This window comes from Caulobacter sp. HJHS_5, from assembly GCF_056683955.1.
In genome coordinates this window covers 362,657-383,089 of record NZ_JBWZNC010000003.1, presented here as the reverse complement: position 1 = coordinate 383,089, position 20,433 = coordinate 362,657, and the positions used below count along the sequence as shown (strand labels likewise).

At 70.2% G+C, this 20,433-nt stretch carries 16 protein-coding genes; 10 read left to right on the top strand and 6 right to left on the bottom strand.

Annotation, left to right across the window (positions count from 1 at the left end):
• Nucleotides 1-107: 107 nt before the first annotated feature.
• A complete protein-coding gene (locus tag ACFLIT_RS08120) occupies nucleotides 108-686 on the top strand; it encodes a hypothetical protein (RefSeq protein ID WP_479910705.1) in 579 nt (192 codons plus the stop codon).
• Here ACFLIT_RS08120 and ubiB read toward each other — a convergent pair.
• Nucleotides 683-2,185, bottom strand: coding sequence for a 2-polyprenylphenol 6-hydroxylase (gene ubiB, locus ACFLIT_RS08115; protein WP_479910704.1), 1,503 nt, complete (start codon nucleotides 2,183-2,185; stop codon nucleotides 683-685). The genes ACFLIT_RS08120 and ubiB overlap by 4 nt on opposite strands.
• Before the next feature lie 3 nt (nucleotides 2,186-2,188).
• Entirely contained in the window at nucleotides 2,189-2,944 is a 756-nt protein-coding gene (locus ACFLIT_RS08110; RefSeq protein WP_479910703.1) for a class I SAM-dependent methyltransferase, read from the bottom strand.
• Between the two features lie 33 nt (nucleotides 2,945-2,977).
• Between ACFLIT_RS08110 and mutM the strand changes: the two genes are divergently transcribed.
• The 5 genes from mutM (at nucleotide 2,978) to dnaA (ending at nucleotide 7,797) form a co-directional block, all read left to right on the top strand.
• On the top strand, nucleotides 2,978-3,844 hold the full coding sequence (gene mutM, locus ACFLIT_RS08105; RefSeq protein WP_479910702.1) for a bifunctional DNA-formamidopyrimidine glycosylase/DNA-(apurinic or apyrimidinic site) lyase: 867 nt from the start codon (nucleotides 2,978-2,980) through the stop codon (nucleotides 3,842-3,844).
• 8 nt (nucleotides 3,845-3,852) lie between these two features.
• Entirely contained in the window at nucleotides 3,853-4,710 is an 858-nt protein-coding gene (locus ACFLIT_RS08100; protein ID WP_479910701.1) for a TraB/GumN family protein, read from the top strand.
• A gap of 30 nt (nucleotides 4,711-4,740) precedes the next feature.
• Nucleotides 4,741-5,529, top strand: coding sequence for an enoyl-CoA hydratase (locus ACFLIT_RS08095; RefSeq protein WP_479910700.1), 789 nt, complete (start codon nucleotides 4,741-4,743; stop codon nucleotides 5,527-5,529).
• A gap of 132 nt (nucleotides 5,530-5,661) precedes the next feature.
• Nucleotides 5,662-5,931: a 30S ribosomal protein S20 gene (gene rpsT, locus ACFLIT_RS08090; protein WP_479910699.1), complete on the top strand. Its 270-nt coding sequence runs from the start codon at nucleotides 5,662-5,664 to the stop codon at nucleotides 5,929-5,931.
• Nucleotides 5,932-6,339: 408 nt separating this feature from the next.
• Nucleotides 6,340-7,797 (top strand): chromosomal replication initiator protein DnaA, encoded by a 1,458-nt coding sequence (dnaA, locus tag ACFLIT_RS08085; RefSeq protein WP_479910698.1) that lies wholly within the window; start codon nucleotides 6,340-6,342, stop codon nucleotides 7,795-7,797.
• Between the two features lie 4 nt (nucleotides 7,798-7,801).
• On the opposite strand, the gene ACFLIT_RS08080 is transcribed toward dnaA, so the two are convergent.
• Nucleotides 7,802-9,088: an NAD(P)/FAD-dependent oxidoreductase gene (locus ACFLIT_RS08080; protein WP_479910697.1), complete on the bottom strand. Its 1,287-nt coding sequence runs from the start codon at nucleotides 9,086-9,088 to the stop codon at nucleotides 7,802-7,804.
• Between the two features lie 180 nt (nucleotides 9,089-9,268).
• Nucleotides 9,269-9,880, bottom strand: a complete 612-nt coding sequence (locus ACFLIT_RS08075) for an alpha-ketoglutarate-dependent dioxygenase AlkB (RefSeq protein ID WP_479910696.1) — start codon at nucleotides 9,878-9,880, stop codon at nucleotides 9,269-9,271.
• A 68-nt stretch (nucleotides 9,881-9,948) separates the two neighbouring features.
• Here ACFLIT_RS08075 and ACFLIT_RS08070 point away from each other — a divergent pair, with 68 nt between their 5' ends.
• The 3 genes from ACFLIT_RS08070 (at nucleotide 9,949) to dnaJ (ending at nucleotide 16,029) form a co-directional block, all read left to right on the top strand.
• Nucleotides 9,949-12,534, top strand: a complete 2,586-nt coding sequence (locus ACFLIT_RS08070; RefSeq protein WP_479910695.1) for a M1 family metallopeptidase — start codon at nucleotides 9,949-9,951, stop codon at nucleotides 12,532-12,534.
• A gap of 255 nt (nucleotides 12,535-12,789) precedes the next feature.
• Nucleotides 12,790-14,694, top strand: coding sequence for a molecular chaperone DnaK (dnaK, locus tag ACFLIT_RS08065; RefSeq protein WP_479910694.1), 1,905 nt, complete (start codon nucleotides 12,790-12,792; stop codon nucleotides 14,692-14,694).
• A 180-nt stretch (nucleotides 14,695-14,874) separates the two neighbouring features.
• Entirely contained in the window at nucleotides 14,875-16,029 is a 1,155-nt protein-coding gene (dnaJ, locus tag ACFLIT_RS08060; protein ID WP_479910693.1) for a molecular chaperone DnaJ, read from the top strand.
• An 8-nt stretch (nucleotides 16,030-16,037) separates the two neighbouring features.
• Here dnaJ and ACFLIT_RS08055 read toward each other — a convergent pair whose 3' ends face one another.
• Both ACFLIT_RS08055 and ACFLIT_RS08050 read right to left on the bottom strand, forming a co-directional pair.
• The gene (locus ACFLIT_RS08055; protein ID WP_479910692.1) at nucleotides 16,038-16,868 is read right to left on the bottom strand and encodes a TonB family protein; all 831 of its coding nucleotides are present in this window, start codon (nucleotides 16,866-16,868) and stop codon (nucleotides 16,038-16,040) included.
• 119 nt (nucleotides 16,869-16,987) lie between these two features.
• Nucleotides 16,988-17,458 carry a TonB family protein gene (locus ACFLIT_RS08050; protein ID WP_479910691.1) on the bottom strand — a complete coding sequence of 157 codons (471 nt, stop codon included), beginning with the start codon at nucleotides 17,456-17,458 and terminating at the stop codon, nucleotides 16,988-16,990.
• A 98-nt stretch (nucleotides 17,459-17,556) separates the two neighbouring features.
• On the opposite strand from ACFLIT_RS08050, the gene mutS reads away from it, so the two are divergent.
• On the top strand, nucleotides 17,557-20,259 hold the full coding sequence (gene mutS / locus ACFLIT_RS08045) for a DNA mismatch repair protein MutS (RefSeq protein WP_479910690.1): 2,703 nt from the start codon (nucleotides 17,557-17,559) through the stop codon (nucleotides 20,257-20,259).
• The last annotated feature ends 174 nt before the right edge of the window (nucleotides 20,260-20,433 follow it).

The following is a 20,433-nucleotide window of genomic DNA, read 5'->3' as shown; positions in this document are numbered from 1 at the left end:
TCCGCTCATAGCGGATTCTGCGGCTTGAAAAAAAGACTCGACAGCCAAGCTGCATTGTTCTTCCTTTGTTCCATCGTTCCAGCGCGCATGAAGGGAGGGCTCTTGTCATGCGAAACCAGATTGGCCGCGGCGGCGCGGCGGGTGTGTTGCTTACGCTTTCGATGCTGTCCCTCACGGCCCTGGGCCTGTCCGCCTGCGACGGCGGCGGCTCGGCCGCCCTGGCCGCGCGCGACCACGCCGCGGCGGGCGCCTTCCCGAGCGCCGAGGAGGCCCGGCTCGCCTCCCGCGACGTGAACCTGACCTCCTCGCCGATCCGCCTGTCGCGCCCGACGGCGGAAGACAGCGACATCGCCTGGGCCTCCAGCCGCCAGGCCAGCGGGGCCGAGAACGCCCAGGCCCGCTTCGAGAAATACGGGGCCGAGTTCGACGCGGCGACGCCGGACGCCTATGCGGCCAAGGCGGCCGCCTTCCTGAAGAAGCCGCCGGCGGGCGCCCAGACCATCGAGCGGTCCAACGGCGACCGGCTGGTCTACGATGCGAAGTCCAACGTCTTCGCGGTCGGCAACGAGGACGGCCTGCCCCGCACCTTCTTCCACCCACGCGACGGGGCCGCCTACTGGACGCAGCAGAAGGCGGTGGAGGCGAAGCGGACGGCGAGCGCCTCGCGCGGCAGTTCGGACAGCTAGGTCATCCAGACCGCCAGCAGGAAGGCGAGGCCGGCGACGGCCGCGCCGATGGCGAAGCCGAGCGCGGCGCGCGAGCGCGGCGCCTCGACCACCGCCACGGCGGGGGGCGGGGCCTCGGCGAGGCGGGCCAGGGCCTTGATGGCCTTCACGGCCTCGGCGGTGAAATCGCGGGCCTTGGCGACCGGCGACAGTTCGCGGGCGATCCAGGCCTGGACCACCGGCTTGGCGGCGGCCCACAGGTCGTGGTCGGGATAGATGCGGCGGGCGACGCCCTCGACCGTGACCATGGTCTTCTGCAGCAGCACCAGCTCCGGGCGCAGCCGCATCTCGAAAAGGGCGGTGATCTCGAACAGCTGGGCCAGCAGCCGGCCCATGGAGACCTGGCTGGCGGCGCGGCCGAACACCGGCTCGCCCACCGCCCGCAGGGCCTGGGCGAAGGCGTCGACGTCCTGCCCGGCCGGCACGTAGCCGGCGTCGAAGTGCACCTGGGCGATGCGCGGATAATCGCGGTTGAGGAAGCCCCAGAGGATTTCCGCCAGGTAGCGCCGCTCGACCGGCCCCAGGCGGCCGACGATGCCGAAGTCGATGGCCGTCACCTCGGCCGGAGCGGCGACGAACAGGTTCCCCTCGTGCAGGTCGGCGTGGAACACCCCGTGGTCGAGGGCCTGGGCCAGGAAGCCGCGCACGATGTTGTCGGCCAGTTTCGGACGGTCGAGGCCGTCCTGGGTCAGGGACGCCGGATCGGAGAGCGGGACGCCGTCGGCCCAGCCGAGAGTGAGGACGCGCTTGCCGACCCCGTCCCAGATCACCGGCGGGCAGCGCATGTAGCCGTCCTTGGCCGCGACCTCGCCGAGCTCGTCGCCGCCGGCCGCCTCGAAGCGCAGGTCGAGCTCCAGCATCATGGCGCGCAGGACCACGGCCGCGAAGGCGCGCGGCTCCAGCCGGCGGGCGGGCGGCGCGAGGGTGTCGACCAGTTTGGCGGCAAGCGTAAGGCTGGCCGCCTCCTCGGCGACGCGGCGCTCGATCCCGGGCCGCAGCACCTTCACCGCCACGCGGCGGCCGTCGAGCAGCCGGGCCTGGTGGGCCTGGGCCAACGAGGCGGCGGCGACGGCCGGGCCGAACTCCGAGAACAGCGCCCCAATGGGGCGGTCGAGCGCGCGTTCGACTTCCGCCTGAGCCTCCGCGTGCGGGAAGGGCGGCAGGCGGTCCTTCAGGTGCGAGAGGTCGTCGGCGAATTCCTTGCCGAAGATGTCGGCGCGGGTGGAGAGGAACTGGCCGAGCTTGATGGCCACCGGCCCCATGCCCTCGAGGGCGCCCGCCAGACGCTGGCCCGGACGGCCCTGCCGCGCCTTCGGGCCGGCGACGAGCCTCACCAGCTTGCCGAGCAGCCGCGCGTTGGGCGGCAATACGGAATCCAGCTCGCGCGGGATCAGGGCGTCGACGCGCGCCAGGGTCCAGCCGGCGGCCACCAGCCGCAGGAAGGCCATGACGCTATCCATGGCTCAGATCGCCCGCCCGGTGTGCAGCGCCGCGACGCCGGCGGTGAAGTTGTCGAACCGCACCTGGCTGAAGCCCGCCTCGCGCATCATCCGCGCGAACTCTTCCTGCACCGGGAAGCGGCGGATGCTTTCGACGAGATACTGATAGGAGGCGCGATCCTTGGCGACCAGTTCGCCCATGGCCGGGATCAGGCCGAAGGAATAGGCGTCGTAGGCCGAGGCCAGGGCCTCGGTGACCGGGCGCGAGAATTCCAGGCAGGCGAAGCGGCCGCCCGGTTTCAGCACCCGGCGCGCCTCGCGCAGGGCGGCGGAAATGTCGGTGACGTTGCGGATGCCGAAAGCGATGGAATAGGCGTCGGCGCAGGCGTCGGGCAGCGGCAGCCGCTGGGCGTCGCCCACCGACCAGACGATCTCGGGCTCGCCGCCCTTGGCGATTCCGGCTGCGATCATCTCGCCGTTGTAGTCGATCACCGCCACCTGGGCGTCCGGACCGCCGCGCCGGGCCTGGGCCGCGCGGGCCAGCCTGGCGTAGCGCCGCGCCATGTCGCCGGTGCCGCCGGCCACGTCGACGATGAACTCGCCGGGCTGCGGGTTGATCTTGGCGGCCATGGCGTCCTTCCACAGGCGGTGGACGCCGAGGCTCATGACATCGTTCATCAGGTCGTAGCGGCTAGCCACGCGGTCGAAGACGCCGCGCACCAGTTTCGGCTTTTCGGCCGGATCGACGTCCTGATATCCGAAGGTGGCCCGAGTGTTCATGCGGGCGTCATAACTCTGCCGGCGCTTCCCGTCATGCCTGAACTGCCCGAGGTTGAAACCGTTCGTCGCGGTTTGGCGCCCGCCCTGGAGGGCCGCCGGCTGGCGCGCGTCGAGGCGCGGCGGCCAGACCTGCGCTTTCCCCTGCCCGACGGCTTCGTCCAGCGCCTGACCGGCGCGCGCATCGAGCGGCTGGACCGGCGGGCGAAATATCTGCTGGCCCCGCTGGATCGCGGCGACACCCTGGTGATGCATCTCGGCATGACCGGACGCTTCGACGTGACCACCCCGCGCGGCGAACGCCTGCGGCCCGGCGAATTCCACGAGGCCGTGGGCGACAATCCCAAGCACGAGCACGTGCTGTTCGTGACCGACGAGGGGACCCGCGTCGCCTATTCCGACCCCCGCCGCTTCGGCTTCATGGACCTGGTCGCCACCGACCGCCTGGCCGAACACCCCTGGTTCAGGGGCATGGGCCCGGAGCCCCTCGGCCCCGACTTCACGGTCGTGACGCTCGCCCGCGCCTTCGAGGGCCGCAGGCAGGGGCCCAAAACCCTGCTGCTGGACCAGCGCATCGTCGCGGGCCTGGGCAACATCTATGTGTGCGAGGCGCTGTGGCGGGCGCGCATCGACCCGTTCAAGCCGGCCGGGAACATCGCGAAGACACGGCTCGGCCCGTTGGTGGAGGCGATCCGCCAGGTTCTGGCCGAGGCCATCGAGGCCGGCGGCTCCACCCTGCGCGACTTCGCCCACGCCGATGGGGCGCTGGGCTATTTCCAGCACCGGTTCAACGTCTACGACCGCGAGGGCGAGCCCTGCCGGACGCCGGGATGCAAGGGCGTGGTCGCGCGGCAGGCGCAGGCCGGGCGCTCGACGTTCTTATGCCCCGTTTGCCAGCGCTAGATCGCCCGATGCTGCGCCGCCTTTTCGCTCTCGCCCTTCTGGCCCTGCCCGCCCCGGCGCTGGCCATGCCGCCGATGTGGGTGGTGCGCGACGCCGACAGCGAGATCGTGCTGTTCGGCTCGGTGCACGTGCTGCCGCGCGACCTGAACTGGCGCCCGCCGGCGCTGGGGGCCGCGCTCGCCCGCGCCGACGACCTGTGGTTCGAGATTCCGTTCGACGCCGCCACCCAGGCCCGGTTCGGCGCCCTGGCGCGTGACCATGGCCTGCAGCCGCCGGGGCGACGCCTGTCGTCGCAGCTTTCCCCCCGCGGCAAGGCGCGCCTGAGAACGGTCTGCGCCCGGCTGGGGCTCAGCGAAAACGCCATCGAGACGATGCGCCCCTGGCTGGCTGAGGTGCAGATCTCGCTCGCGGCCCTCGCCCGCTACGAGGCCGGCGCCGCCGACGGCGTGGAGCAGAAGCTTTCCGCCGAGGCGCCGCGCGCCGCGCGCCGGGAGGCGTTCGAAACGCCGGAGCAGCAGATCGCCATGTTCGCCGACGCCCCGGCGGCGGAGCAGATCGCCTCGCTGGAGCAGACCCTGCGCGAGGTGGATGACGATCCCAAGAGCTACCAGCGACTGCTCGACGCCTGGATGAGCGGCGATCCCAAGAAGATCGAGAAGGAAGGGCTGACCCCCCTGCGCCGAGCCTCCCCCGCCCTCTATCGCCGCCTGGTCACCGAGCGGAACGCCCGCTGGGTGCAGACCATCGCCCAGCGCATGAAGGGCTCGGGGCGGACGGTGATGGTGGTCGGCGCGGGCCACCTGGCCGGGCCGGACGGAGTGCCGGCGCGCCTGCGGGCGCTGGGCTTCAAGGTCGAAGGCCCGTAAATATCGGGGGCAGCGCGAGGAGCTCCCCCCATGGCCTACGAGACATTGATCGTCGAAACCGCGCCGGAGGGCGCGGATGGGGTCGTCCTCATCCGCCTCAACCGGCCGGAAGCGCTGAACGCCTTCAACGACGCGCTGATGAACGAGCTGACCGAGGCCCTGGACAGGACCGAGGCCGACGACGCCGTCGGCGCCATCGTCATCACCGGCTCCGACAAGGCCTTCGCCGCCGGGGCCGACATCAAGGCCATGGCCGCCAAGACCTATGCCGAAGCCTATGGCGAGGATTTCATCACCAAGAACTGGGAGCGGGCCGCCCGCTGCCGCAAGCCGGTGATCGCCGCGGTGGCCGGCTACGCCCTGGGCGGCGGCTGCGAACTGGCGATGATGTGCGACTTCATTATCGCCGCCGACAACGCGAAGTTCGGCCAGCCGGAGGTCTCGATCGGCGTCTCGCCCGGCGCGGGCGGCACCCAGCGCCTGCCGCGCTATGTCGGCAAGGCCAAGGCGATGGACCTGATCCTCACCGGCCGGATGATGGACGCCGCCGAGGCCGAGCGCTCCGGCCTGGTCAGCCGCGTGGTTCCCCTGGCCGATCTCGTGCCCGAGGCCCTGAAGGCCGCCGCCAGGATCGCCGCCCAGCCGCCGATGGTGGTGCGGATGACCAAGGAGATGATCGAGGCCGCCTTCGAGACCCCGCTGTCGGCCGGCCTGAAGCTGGAGCGGCGGCTGTTCCACTCCCTGTTCGGGCTGGAGGATCAGCGCGAGGGCATGGCGGCCTTCGTCGAGAAGCGGAAGCCGGTCTTCAAGGGCCGGTGACGCCGCCGAGGAATCTCGCCTCGTCCGGCCGCAGCGCATTGACCGGGGGCGGTCCTTGTCCTATAGGCGCGCCCTTCGAATTTTTTCCGTGCGTCGCCATGGGGCGATGCGCGCTACCGACTGGGAACACCGATGGCCAATAACCCCGGCGCCAAGAAAGCGATCCGCAAGATCGAACGCCGCACCGAGGTGAACGGGGCGCGCCGCTCGCGCGTTCGCACCTTCATCCGCAAGTTTGAAGAGGCCCTGGCCGGCGGCGACGCGGCCGTCGCCAAGACCGCCTTCGTCCAGGCGGAGTCGGAACTGATGCGCGCCGTCTCCAAGGGCGTGGTTCACAAGAACACCGGTTCGCGGAAGGTCTCGCGCCTGGCCGCCCAGCTGAAGAAGCTGGCCACCGCCTAAATATGCAGCGGCCATTTAAGGCTGCGCTATAATTCGAGCTATTTCAAACCCCTATGGGGTTAAGGCCGCCGTGCACCGGCGGCCTTTTTCGTGCCTGAAAGTTCGCCTTCCAGGGTAAAAACGCCGCATCACAAATTCGCCTCAGAAGCTTTCCCTTGGCGTTTCCACACCTTGTGAGAGTCAACAGGATTATCGCCGCGAAGAGTGATTCTTTGCGCTTGAAGGCGGCTCCCGCACGGCTAATTTGAACACCTCGACGGTTCTTCTTCCTTCTTTTGACGGTTGAATGACGGTGACGGCGAGCGCGTGCGTTCGGCGATTAAGTCTCTGTATTTGCTACATTTCAGCGGTCGCTTGGGGGCGGCCTCTGAACGTGTCGGCGGACTTCTGCTAAGGGGCGACCAAGGAATGACGATCAAGGGACATGCAGGCCAGACCGCCCCCGTGGGCGCCGTGTGGATCAAGGCTTGCCAGACCCTGAAACACGAGCTGGGCGACGCCGCCTTCGGCTCGTGGCTGGCTCAAGCCGCGCTGCGCGAAACCGCGACCGGTGATCTGGTTCTGGTGACGCCGACCGGCGTGGCGCGCGACTGGATTCGCCGCAACGCCTGGCGCCGCATCGGCGAGGTGTGGGCGCAGAACGACCCGGCTCACCGCCACATCGATCTGAAGTCGCGCCGCGAGTTCGAACTCGAGAGCGGCGCCGACGCCCCGTCGGGCCCGGTCGCCGAGATCATCGAGATCGCCCTGCCGGTGTCCTCGGACGTTCCGGCCGTGGCCCCGGCCTTCGGTCCGGCGGCCGTCGCCGGCGCCCAGCGTCCGCAGCGCCTCGCCGGCCTGCAGGAACGCCTGACCTTCGACAGCTTCGTACCGGGCCCGGCCAACGAATTCGCCCACGCCGTGGCCCGCCGCGTCGCGTCCTGGAGCGACGGCCACTTCAACCCCGTGCTGTTCCACGGCCCCTACGGCTTCGGCAAAACCCACCTGCTGAACGCCCTGGCCTGGGAAGCCATGCGCGCCGCGCCCGACAAGCGCGTGGTCTACCTGACCGCCGAGCGCTTCCTGTCGACCTTCGTGCGGGCGGTGATGGATCGCCAGACCTCGGCCTTCAAGGACGAGTTGCGCGCCGCCGACCTCCTGATCATCGACGACGTGCACTTCGTGGGCGGCAAGCAGTCGACCCAGGAGGAGCTGTTCCACACCCTGACCGCCCTGGTGGAGGACGGCCGCCGGGTGGTGTTCTCGGCCGATAGAGCGCCGAGCGCCCTGACCGAAATCGACGCCCGCCTTCGCTCGCACCTGCAGTCGGGCCTGGTCTGCGGCATCGAGCCGGCCGACCGCACGCTCCGCCTCGGCATCCTGGAGCGCAAGCTCGAGCAACTGGGCCGCCAGCAGAACTTCTCGGGCGCCGCCCGAGGCGAGGTGCTGCAGTTCCTGGCCGACCGCTTCACCGACAGCGTGCGCGAGCTGGAAGGCGCCCTGAACACCCTGGTCGCCCGCGTGGGCGACGGCGTGGCCACCCTGTCGCTCGACGAGGCCCAGGCGATCCTGCGCCCGCACCTGCGCGGCGCCGAGAAGCGCATCACCATCGACGACATCCAGAAGGCCACCGCCGAGCACTACGGCATGAAGCAGGCCGACCTGATCTCCGAGCGCCGCAACCGCTCGATCGCCCGTCCGCGCCAGGCGGCCATGTGGCTGGCCAAGCAACTGACCACCCGCAGCCTGCCCGACATCGGCCGCCGCTTCGGCGGTCGCGACCACACCACGGTGCTGCACGCGGTGCGCCGCATCGAGGCCCTGCGCGGCGAGGACGCGGGCCTGGCCCGCGATCTGGAAGCCCTGACCCGCAAGCTGCGGGGCTGAGACCTTAGGGGACCTTCGGCGGCGGAAGCTTTCCGCCGCTGGAGCCCTGGGTGATCAGCCGCGCGCTGCGCTGGTTGCGCGCGTGAATCCACAGCCAGTTGACGGCGACGTTCAGGCGCGTGCGCACCCCGATCAGGAAGTAGATGTGGGCGATGCCCCACAGCCACCAGGCCAGGGCCCCGCGCAGCTTGAGGTCGCCGAAAGCGATCACCGCCCGCTTCTTGCCGATCTGCGCCAGACCGCCCTGATGCCGGTAGCGGAAAGGCCCGCTCGCGGGGCGGGCCGAGAGGCGGCGGCGGATCGCCTCGGCGACATAGAACCCTTCCTGCTTGGCGGCCGGAGCGATGCCGGGCGCGGGCCGCCCGTCCGGCCCGGCGATGCTGACCGTGTCGCCGATGGCGAAGATCTCGGGATGGCCGGGGACGGTGAGGTCGGGCTCGACCAGCAGGCGGCCCGCCCGGTCGGCCGGAGCCCCCAGCCACTCCGCCGCCGGGGAGGCGCGCACGCCGGCCGCCCAGAGGATGGTGCGGGCCGCCAGATGCTCCTCGCCGAGGGCGACGCCGTCGGCGTTGACGTCGGTCACCGCCTGGCCGAGACGCACCTCGACCCCAAGCCGCTCCAGCGAGCGCCGCGCGTAGTCGGAAAGGTCGTCGGGATAGCCGCCGAGCACGCGGGGCCCGGCCTCGACCAGCAGCACGCGGGCGCCGGCGGTGTCGATGTTGCGGAACTCGGGCGGCAGGGTGTCGCGCGCCAGCTCGGCGATGGTCCCGGCCAGCTCGACTCCGGTCGGCCCGGCCCCGACGATGACGAAGGTGAGGAGCGCCGCTTGGCGCGCCGGGTCGGTCTCGCGCTCGGCCGCCTCGAAGGCCAGCAGCATGCGGCGCCGGATGGTGGTGGCGTCCTCGATGGTTTTCAGGCCGAGGGCGAAGGGCTCCCACTCGTCGTGGCCGAAATAGGCGTGCCGGGCGCCGGTGGCCAGGACCAGGGTGTCGTAGGCCAGGGTCGAGCCGTCCTCGAGGCGCACTTCCCGGGCGGCGGCGTCGACGCCGGTCACCGTGGCCAGCAGGGTGGTCACCTCCGGGCGGTCGCGCACCAGGCTGCGGATCGGCCAGGCGATCTCCGAGGTCGCCAGGGAGGCGGTGGCCACCTGGTAGAGCAGCGGCTGAAAGAGGTGGTGGTTGCGGCGGTCGACGAAGGTGATCCTTGTCGGTGCGCCCGCCAGGCCCTTGACCACCGAGAGGCCGCCGAAACCGCCCCCGACAACAACGACGTGATGCGCTTCGTTCGGCATGGGCGGCTCCAGCTTTGCTGGAGGCGCATCTAGACCCGACGCGGCCCGCAAGGCGAGGCCTAGAGCCTTTTAGGGCCAGATGGAATCATCTGGCCCGTTGAAAAAGGCTCTACTTTCTAATGTTTAGAGCGCGCCCGGGCGGGTTAACCGCGCACACTTAACCCTGGCGCGCTCTAAGCCTCAGCGCGCCCGGCGCAGGGTCAGGTTGATCCGCCCGCCGCCGGGGATCAGGCGCGAAGAGCCGGTCAGCACCCGGTCGATCCCATGCCGCGCTAGCCGCGCCTCGCCGGCCAGGGCGCAGACGTCGCCCGAAGCCAGGCGCACGCTCCGGGTCGGCCCGGCCTTTCCATTTTCCGGGGCCGGTCCGATGCGGAAGATCGCCGTGTCGCCGAGCGAGACCGACAGCACCGGCGCGGTCATGTCGGCCTCGTCGCGATCCTGGTGCAGGCCCATGCGGGCGCCGTCGCGGTAGAGGTTGACGAGGCAGGCGTCGGGCGGCCGGTCCGCATCGGCGAACTCGGCCCAGAGGTCGAGCAGAACCCCTGGGATCGCCGGCCAGGGGCGCCCGGTGACCGGATGGGTCGCCTGATAGCGATAGCCGCGCTCGCGATCCGTAACCCAGCCTAGCGGGCCGAGGTTGGTCATCTCCACGCTCATCGGACGCCCGCCGGGCGTTACCGGGCGGTAGAAGGGCGCGCCTTGCGCCGCCGCCAGCACCTCGGCGACCACCGCCGCCTGGGCCGCCGCGTCCAGCCGACCGGGCCATAGCCCGAATCCTGACAAAACCTTCATGTTGCCTATCTGGTCCCCTCACCGGCCCGGGCCTAGGGTGGCCGGCAAAAATTGGGAGCGAGCGCCGCATGAAGCGACTGGCGATGATCCTCACCGCCGCCGGACTGATCCTGGCGGCCTGCGGCGGCAAGACGAGCGCCCCGGCCCCGGAACGACACGTCCTACCCGAGGGGGTCACGCCCAGACACTATGACATCTCGGTGGTCCCCAACGCCGAGGCCCTGACCTTCACCGGCCGGGCGGGAATCGACATCGACGTCGCCAAGGAAACCTCCGAGATCACCCTGAACGCGGCCGACCTGCAGTTCGGCGCCGTGGTGCTCGACGGCGGCAACGCCGCGCCCACGGTCAGCTACGATGCGCCCAGGCAGCGCGCGACGATCGCCTTCGACAAGCCGGTGACCGTGGGCCGGCACCGCCTGGTCATCGACTACACCGGCAAGATCAACCAGCAGGCCATCGGCCTCTTCCGCATCGACTACGACAAGGACGACGGCTCCAAGGACCAGGTGCTGGCCACCCAGTTCGAGGCGCCGGACGCGCGCCGCTTCGCGCCCATGTGGGACGAGCCGGCCAAGAAGGCGAGCTTCACCTTGTCCGTCACCGGGCCGGCGAACCGCGCCTTCTATTCCAACATGCCAGAGGCCAAGAGCGAGACCCTGGCCGGCGGCCTCAAGAAGGTGACCTTCGCCCCCACGCCGAAGATGTCGTCCTATCTGCTGTTCATGGCCATCGGCGACCTGGAGCGCATCTCGCGCAATGTCGACGGGGTGGACGTGGGCGTCGTCGCCCGGCGCGGGGCCGGCGAGCAGGGCCGCTACGCCCTCGACAGCGCCGAGCGCCTGCTGCGCTACTTCAACGACTATTTCGGCGTGAAATACCCGCTGCCCAAGATGGACCTCCTGGCCGTGCCCGGCGGCGCCGTGCAGTTCGCCGCCATGGAGAACTGGGGGGCGATCCTCTACTTCGAAAAGTACCTGCTGCTCGACCCGAAGGTCTCCACCGAGGCCGATCGCCAGGACGTGTTCTCGACCGTCGCCCACGAGATGGCCCACCAGTGGTTCGGCGACCTGGTGACCATGAGCTGGTGGGACGACCTGTGGCTGAACGAGGGCTTCGCCGAATGGATGGCCAACAAGGCCACCGGCGACCTCAACCCGACCTGGGCCAACGCCGCCGGCTACATCGGCACCAGCGACCGGGCCGTGCGCCTCGACAGCCGCTCGGCCACCCACCCGATCGTGCAGCCGGTGGTCGACGCGGCCGACGCCCCCTTCGACCTGATCAGCTACCAGAAGGGCATGTCGGTGATCGGCATGATCGAGGACTACCTCGGGGCCGAGAAGTTCCGCGACGGCATCCGCGCCTACATGAAGTCGCACGCCTATTCGAACACGGTCTCCAGCGACCTGTGGGGCGCCCTGGCCAAGGCCTCGGGCCAGGAGATCGACGCGGTCGCTCGCGACTTCACCACCCAGCCGGGGGTGCCGCTGATCAACGTCGAGACCCAGAACGGCGGCCTGCGCCTGACCCAGGGCCGGTTCGGCGTCGACGCCGAGTCCAAGAAGGCCGAGACCTGGCTCGTTCCCGTCACCGCCCAGCCGGTCGGCGGCGTGGCCTGGCGCGGCCTCGTCTCGTCCGACAAGCCGGCGCGCGTCGAGGCGACCGGCCCCGTGGTCGTCAACGCCGGGGCCAAGGGCTATTTCCGCACCGCCTACGACCAGGCCAGCTTCAACGCCCTGCGCGACCGCTTCGGCGGGCTCGCGCCCGTGGACCAGCTGAAGGTGCTCTACGACTATTGGGCGTTCGGCCAGGAGAACACCCGGCCGATCGGCGACTATTTCGCCCTGGCCGACAAGCTGCCGGCCAACGCCGACCCGCTGGTCTGGATCCAGATCGCCGAGACCCTGCGGGAGGTGAACCTGCTCTACGCGGGCGATGCGCGCCAGACCGCCTTCCGCGCCGCCGGCCGCAAGCTGCTGGCGCCCGCCTGGGCTCAGGTGGGTTGGACGCCCAAGCCCGGAGAGAACGTCAACACCGCCCTCCTGCGCGCCGACCTGATCGCCACCCTCGGCCGCCTGGACGACGAGGCGGTCGTGGCCGAGGCCAACGCCCGCTTCCGCCGCATGGACAGCGACCCGAACGCCCTGCCCGCCGCCATCCGCGAGGCGACCCTGAGCGTGGTGGCCAGCCACGCCGACCGGGCGATGTTCGACCTCTATCGCGCCAAGGCCCGCGCGGCCCGAGGCCAGGAGAAGGAGCGCCTCTACACCCAGATCGGCCAGGTGCGCGACGAGGCCCTGGCGCGCGAAGTGCTGCAGATGAACCTCGGCGACGAGCCGCCGAAGACCCAGCGCAACCTCGCCCTGAGGTGGGTGGCGACCAACCATCCGCGCATGGCCTGGGACTTCATGAAGGCCAACGCCAAGGCCATCGACGCGCTATTCGCCCCGGAAAGCCTGCGCACGGCCATGAGCCGCATCGCCGCCGACTGGACCGACGCGGGCCTCGCCGGCGAGGTGCGGGACTACGCCAAGGCCAACGGCGGCTCGCCGCAGAGCCTGGAGGCGACCCTGTCGCAGATCGAGTACCGCGCCCGGGTGAAATCCGAACGGCTGAGCGACATCGACGCCTGGGTGAAGTCCAAGGGCTAAGCCCCGAATGTGCGGCTCGCCGGGCTCCGGCGGGCCGCAAACCCCGGATAACGCGGGTCAAAATTCCCATAGGCCGCGAAGGGTTTCCCTTGCGCGAGCCGACTCCTTTCCCATATCCGGCCACAAGCGCGATGGCGGGCGATGTGCCTGCCGGAGCGATATGTGTTTAACCGGGGACGGTTTGAGAAAAACCGGGGCGCTCAGAGCCTGAGGCCCTCAACCGCCGTCCGCCACGAACGGAGTGAAGAAGCGAAGATGAGCAGGATCATCGGGATCGACCTTGGCACCACGAATTCGTGCGTCGCCATCATGGACGGCAAGTCGCCGAAAGTGATCGAGAACGCCGAGGGCGTTCGCACCACCCCCTCGGTGGTCGGCATCCTGGAAGACGGCGAGCGCCTGATCGGCCAGCCCGCCAAGCGCCAGGCGGTGACCAACCCGTCGAACACCTTCTTCGCCATCAAGCGTCTGATCGGCCGCAACTTCAACGACCCCATCGTGTCCAAGGACAAGGACATGGTGCCCTATGAGATCGTCGGCGGCCCCGGCGGCGCGGCCTGGGTGAAGGCCCACGGCAAGGACTATTCCCCGCAACAGATCAGCGCCTTCATCCTGGCCAAGCTGAAGGAGGACGCCGAGCGTCACCTGGGCGAGACGGTCACCAAGGCGGTGATCACCGTTCCGGCCTACTTCAACGACGCCCAGCGCCAGGCCACCAAGGACGCCGGCAAGATCGCCGGCCTGGAAGTGCTGCGCATCATCAACGAGCCGACCGCGGCGGCCCTGGCCTATGGCCTGGAAAAGAACGACGGCAAGAAGATCGCCGTCTACGACCTCGGCGGCGGCACCTTCGACGTCTCGATCCTGGAGATCGGCGACGGCGTGTTCGAGGTGAAGGCCACCAACGGCGACACCTTCCTGGGCGGTGAGGACTTCGACCTGCGCGTCGTCGATTACCTGGCCGAGGAGTTCAAGAAGGAGACCTCGGTCGACCTTCGCAAGGACAAGCTGGCCCTGCAGCGCCTGAAGGAAGAGGCCGAAAAGGCCAAGAAGGAGCTCAGCTCCACCACCCAGTACGAAGTGAACCTGCCGTTCATCAGCATGAACGCGTCGGGCCCGCTGCACCTCAATATCAAGCTGTCGCGCGCCAAGCTCGAAGCCCTGGTCGAGGACCTGATCAACAAGACCATCACGCCCTGCGAGCAGGCGCTGAAGGACAGCGGCCTGAAGAAGAGCGACATCGACGAAGTCGTGCTCGTCGGCGGCATGACCCGCATGCCGAAGGTGGTCGAGGCGGTGAAGGCCTTCTTCGGCCGCGAGCCGCACAAGGGCGTGAACCCGGACGAAGTCGTGGCGCTGGGCGCCGCGGTGCAGGCCGGCGTGCTGCAGGGCGACGTGAAAGACGTGCTGCTGCTCGACGTGACCCCGCTGACCCTGGGCATCGAGACCCTGGGCGGCGTGTTCACCCCGCTGATCGAACGCAACACCACCATCCCGACCAAGCGCAGCCAGGTGTTCTCGACCGCCGAGGACAACCAGAACGCCGTCACCATCCGGGTCTTCCAGGGTGAACGGCCGATGGCGCAGGACAACAAGATGCTCGGCCAGTTCGACCTGGTGGGCATTCCGCCGGCCCCGCGCGGCGTGCCGCAGGTGGAGGTGACCTTCGACATCGACGCCAACGGCATCGTCAACGTCGGCGCCCGCGACAAGGCGACCAACAAGGAGCAGTCGATCCGCATCCAGGCGAACGGCGGCCTTTCGGACGCCGACATCGAAAAGATGGTGCAGGAAGCGGAGTCGCACAAAGCCGACGACGAGAAGCGCAAGGCGCTGGTGGAGGCCCGCAACCAGGCCGACGCCATCGTCCACTCGACCGAAAAGGCCCTCGCCGAGCATGGCGACAAGGTCGACGCGGCCGACAAGGGCGCCATCGAGACGGCCCTGGCCGATCTGAAGTCGGCCCTTGAAGGCGAGGACGCGGAAGCCATCTCGACCAAGACCCAGGCCTTGATCCAGGCTTCGATGAAGCTGGGCGAGGCCATGTACAAGGCCCAGGACGGCGGCGCGGCCGCCGGATCCGAAGACTCGGCCGCCGCCGACGATGACGTCGTCGACGCCGAGTTCGAAGAAGTCGACGACAGCAAACCTGCTGCGTGACGCCGTGCCGCATCGCGGATCAGGGGGCGAATCGGCTAATCCTCTTTTCGGGGACGTCGCCGCCGCCTACCGCGAGAGCGAACGCATTTCGCCCCGCTGCGCCAAGGACTTAAGGCTTGCAGCGGGGCGGGATCGCACCCACCTCACTCATAGTGTTTTCGTGAAGAGCCGACGCTGACCATGCGCGACTATTACGATGTTCTGGGCGTGCAGCGCGGCTGCGACGACGCGGGCCTGAAATCCGCGTTCCGCAAGCTGGCGATGGAGCACCACCCCGACCGCAACGGCGGCTGCGGCGACGCCGAAGGCCGCTTCAAGGAAATCAACGAAGCCTACAGCGTGCTGTCCGACCCGCAGAAGCGCGCGGCCTACGATCGCTTCGGCCACGCGGGGGTGAACGGCCAGGGCGGCGGCCCCGGCGGGTTCGGCGGCGGCTTCGCCGGCGGCGACATGAACGACATCTTCAACGAGGTGTTCGGCGACGTCTTCGGCGACATGTTCGGCGGACGCGGCCAACGCCAGGGCGGCCCGGCCCGCGGCGCCGACCTGCGCTACGACCTGGAGATCAGCCTCGAGCAGGCCCACGCGGGCGCCGAGGTGGAGATCACCGTCCAGACCTCGATCACCTGCGAGACCTGCGACGGCTCCGGCGCCAAGGCCGGCACCCAGCCGACGGTCTGCGGCTCCTGCGGCGGGGCCGGGCGCGTGCGCGCCACCCAAGGCTTCTTCGCGGTCGAGCGCACCTGCCCCCGCTGCGGCGGCGCCGGCAAGCTGATCCTCGATCCCTGCCAGACCTGCCACGGCCACGGCCAGGTGCGCCGCGAGCGCACCCTGCAAGTGCGCATCCCCGCCGGCGTCGACGACGGCGCCCGTATCCGCCTGGCCGGCGAAGGCGACGCGGGACAGCGCGGCGGGCCGCGCGGCGACCTCTACATCTTCCTCTCCGTCGCCCCGCACGACCTCTTCGAGCGCGACAACCTCGACCTGCACGTCACCGTGCCCGTGCCGATGTGCACGGCGGCGCTCGGCGGCGAGATCGAAGCCCCCTGCCTGTGCGGCGAGGAGGGCGTCAGCCGGGTGAAGGTGAAGATCCCCGAAGGCAGCCAGACCGGCCGCTCGGTGCGCCTGAAGGGCAAGGGCATGCCGAGCCTGCGCTCGCGCGACCGCGGCGATCTGGTGGTGGAACTCTACATCGAGACGCCCACCAAGCTCTCGGCCCGCCAGAAGGAACTGATGGCCGAACTCGCCGGCCTCTGCGGCGACCAGCAACACCCCCAGGCCGCCGGCTTCGTCGGCAAGGCCAAGAAATTCTGGGACAACGTCACGGGGCAGTAGGCGGCGGGTCAGTCACGCCCCAACAGAGCCGACATCGACTTTCGGTCCCGCTCTTCGTCCAAGGTTCTGTCGGAATACTGAAGGCGGTGCCAGCCGTCACGAAGGCGGAGCCACGTCATAAGGCTTCCGAACGCTAAAAATCCGACGAACATCACGGCGCTGAACAGAAAGTCGAGCACCTCGCCCCACCAGGCCCGGCTGCCCATCGGCGACGGCAAACGCGGCGCTGGCGGCGGGGCCTCGGGTGGCGCGCCACTGAAGGTCATCGGCAAGCGCACGGTCTCCCCGACGGCCGTACCCTCCGGCGTCCGCATCTCAGCGGCGCGACGCAAGGCGGGCATGGCGTAGCCAGAGCCGAGCGGCTGTTCGTCGACCACCGCGCAGGACCCCAGGCCCCCATCGGCCAGCGCCAGGCATTGAACCAGCACCGAGCCATGGGTCGGTGGCGGAGGCGGGCCATCCATCATGCGGAAACTGAGGGGGATGACGACCTTGCCGTCGGCGACAGGCACGCCGTCGACCGTCTTGGGCTTCATGCGGAACGAGGGGGCCATCTTCACGGCCGCCTCGCCGAAACCCCAGCCTTGCGGACTCTCGTTGGTCACGACGCAGGCCTCGAGCCCGCCTTCGACATTCACCCGGCACGAAATGGAGGCTTGGCCCGCCATGCCAGCCTGCGACGCCCGGGCGGGATAGAACCGCGCCACATCCTCACCGGTGGGTCGCGACAGCCAGTCCGGATTGGTGATCGGCCGCGACGCCTCAGTCGGCTGCACCGCACCGGTCGCGTCCGACGGCGTGACAATCGCCAACGCCAACATCGTCAAGTTCAGGATCATGCCCACTCCCCAGCGGCAGAGTTTCGCAACTCCGGCTGCGGGACAAGTCGGCGACTAGCCTTAAAGCCGTTGCCAAGGGTGACGCCGACCAAGGGGACTCCGAGAGCGCGCCTCCAGCCTCAGGTCCGTTCGCGGCGGGGCAGCGGTACGCGGCCGTCGCGCGGCACGAAGCCCGGCGGCAGGCGCTCGACGTCCGGCGCCTGGCTTGCGTCAGGGCGGAAGCGGACCGGCACCAGCACCCGGCGATCCGAGGTCACCCACACCGCCGCCCGTTCGGGTCGGATGGCGTAGGTCTCCACGAGCTTGAGCGCCGCCTCGCCGAAGCCGTAGCCCTGGGGCGTCTCGGTCGAGACCTTGCAGCCGTTGAGCGCGCCGTTCTTGGCCACCGCGCAGGCGAGGCTGACGTCGCCGCCGACCCCTTCCCGCGTCGCGCGCTCGGGATAGAACCGCGCCATGTCTTCGCGGCTCGGCCGCTTGGCCCAGTCGGCCTCGGCGACGGGAACGGGGGTGACGGCCGGTTTGGCGGCGGTGGCGGGGGCGTCCGGAGCCTGAAACGCGGCCGCGATCGCCAGCACGGAAATCCAACTCATCATGACTTGGCCTCCTGTGGAGGGAAGGATTCGCCAACTCTGGGGATGACGCAAGCGTCGCGCTTCCGCCGCCCCGCCCCACACGTTAACAAAGGGCGGTGAACGCCGCCGCGAATCCCCCCGTTTCCAGCATCGACGCCACCGGCGCCTCGCCGGTGATGGCGCAATATTTCGCCGCCAAGGCGCGGCAGCCGGACGCCCTGGTGTTCTTCCGGATGGGCGATTTCTACGAGCTGTTCTTCGAGGACGCGATCCAGGCCGCGGCGGCGCTGGGCATCGCCCAGACCTTTCGCGGCAATCACAACGGCCAGCCGATCCCGATGGCCGGGGTGCCGGTGCACGCGGCCGAGGCCTATCTGGCCAAGCTGATCCGCTCGGGTTTCAAGGTGGCCGTCTGCGAGCAGGTGGAAAGCCCGGCCGAGGCCAAGAAGCGCGGGTCGAAGTCCATCGTCCGCCGCGAGGTGGTGCGTATCGTCACCCCCGGCACCCTGACCGAGGACAGCCTGCTCGATGCGCGCGGCGCCAATCGCCTGGCGGCCGTGGCCGTGCGGGCCGGCGCGGCGGCGGTGGCCAGCGTCGAGCTTTCCACCGGCGAGGTCGACACCCTGGCGGTGGGCCGCGACGGCCTGGCCTCGGCGCTGGCGGCCATGGGGGCCTCCGAGATTCTGGTGCCGGACCGATTGTTCGCCGACGAGGGCTTCTCGACCGCCCTGAAGTCGGTCGGCGGGCTGGTGCAGCCGATGGCCAGCGCCCTGGCCGAACCGATGGCCGCCGAGACGCGGGTCAAGCGGCTGTACGGCGTCGACACCCTGGACGGCTTCGGGGCGCTGAGCGGCGCGGAAGTCTCGGCCCTCGGCCTGGTGGCCGCGCACCTGGAGGTCACCCAGGCCGGACGCCTGCCGGCCCTGCGGCCGCCGCGACGCGCGGGCGAGGCCGACGTCATGGCCATCGATCCGGCCACGCGGACCAGCCTGGAGATCGAGCGCACCACCACGGGCCAGCGCGAGGGCAGCCTGCTGGCCGCCATCGACCGCACCATCACCGCGCCAGGAGCCCGCCTTCTGGCGGCAAGACTCGCCCGGCCGCTGATCGACCCGGCCGCCATCGACGCCCGCCTCGACGCCGTCGCCTGGCTGGTGAAGCGGCGACCGCTGCGGGAGAAATTCCGCGAGAGCCTGCGCGCCTCCGGCGACGTGGCCCGCGCCATCTCGCGCCTGGCCCTGGGCCGGGGCGGCCCGCGCGACCTGGCCGCCCTGCGCGACGGGGTTAAGACCGGCGAGGTGCTGTGCGCCCTGGCGGTCGGCGAGCGCCGCGACGCCCTCGACCCGCCGCCGGGTGAGATCGAGGCGGCCCTGCAGGCCCTGACGCCCTCGAACCACGCCGGGCTTTCGGCCTTCCTCGCCGCGCTGAACGAGGGCCTCGGCCCCGATCTGCCGGCCCAGGCCCGCGACGGCGGCTATGTGGCCCCCGGCGTGCGCCCCGAACTCGACCAGGCCCGCGCCCTGCGCGACGACAGCCGCCGGGTGATCGCAGCCCTGGAGGCCCAGCTGGTCGCCGAGAGCGGCGTGCCGCTGAAGATCCGACACAACGCCGTGCTCGGCTATTTCCTGGAGTGCACCGCCCAGAAGGCCGAGCCGCTTCTGAAGCCGCCGTTGAACGCGACCTTCATCCACCGCCAGACCATGGCCGGCGCCGTGCGCTTCACCACCGTGGAGCTGGCCGAGCTGGACGCCCGCATCGCCCAGGCCGGCGAGCGGGCCCTGGCCATCGAGGTCGAGGCCTTCGAGGCCTGGCGCGAGGAGGCCTGCGCCCTGGCCGGCGCCCTGCAGGCCGTGGCCGAGGCGTTGGCCGGGCTCGACGTCTACGCCGCCCTGGCGGAATGGGCGGAGGAGGCCTCCGCCGTGCGGCCGGTGATCGACCGCAGCCTGACCTTCGAGGCCGAACAGGCGCGCCATCCCGTGGTGGAAGCCGCCGTGAAGCGGGCGGGCGACGCCTATACGCCCAACGACTGCCGCCTGGACGCCGCCGGCCGCGACCGCGCCGACAGCTGCCCGCGCCTGGCCATCGTCACCGGCCCGAACATGGCCGGTAAGTCGACCTTCCTTCGCCAGAACGCCCTGCTGGCCGTGCTCGCCCAGTCCGGCTGCTTCGTGCCGGCGCGGTCGCTGAAGCTGGGGGTGGTCGACCGCCTGTTCAGCCGCGTGGGCGCGGGGGACGATCTGGCGCGCGGCCGCTCCACCTTCATGGCCGAGATGGTCGAGACGGCGGCGATCCTTTCCCAGGCGACGCCGCGCAGCCTGGTGATCCTCGACGAGATCGGGCGCGGCACCGCCACCTATGACGGCCTGGCCATCGCCTGGGCCTGCGCCGAGGCCCTGCACGACACCAACCGCTGCCGCGCCCTGTTCGCCACCCACTACCACGAACTCGCCAAGCTGGAGGACCGGCTGGCCCATGTCGGCAACCTGTCGCTGAAGGCCAAGGAGTGGAACGGCGACCTGATCTTCCTGCACGAGGCCGTCGAAGGCCCGGCCGACCGGTCGTACGGCGTGCAGGTGGCCAAGCTGGCCGGCGTGCCGACGCCCGTGGTCGCCCGCGCTCGCGAGGTTCTGGAACGGCTGGAGCGCGAGGCCGGCGACAAGGCGCACCTCGACGATCTGCCGTTGTTCGCCGCCACGGCCCCAGCGCCCGATCCGGTCAGCGCCGCCCCGGTGGCCAAAGTCCTGGCCGACCTCGACCTCGACGGCATGAGCCCGCGCGAGGCGCAGGAGGCGCTCTACCGCCTCAAGGGCATGCTGTAGGTTCACGGCCTTCGTCATCCTGAGCGGGCCGCGCAAGCGGACCAGTCGAAGGACGCACGGCGGCGACGCGTTGCGTCCTTCGACTGCGCTGCGCGCGCTCAGGATGACGAAATTTAGTGAAGCGCCACCGAGCGACGAGCTGCGTTAGGGACTCAAACTTAGGCCCGAACCGGG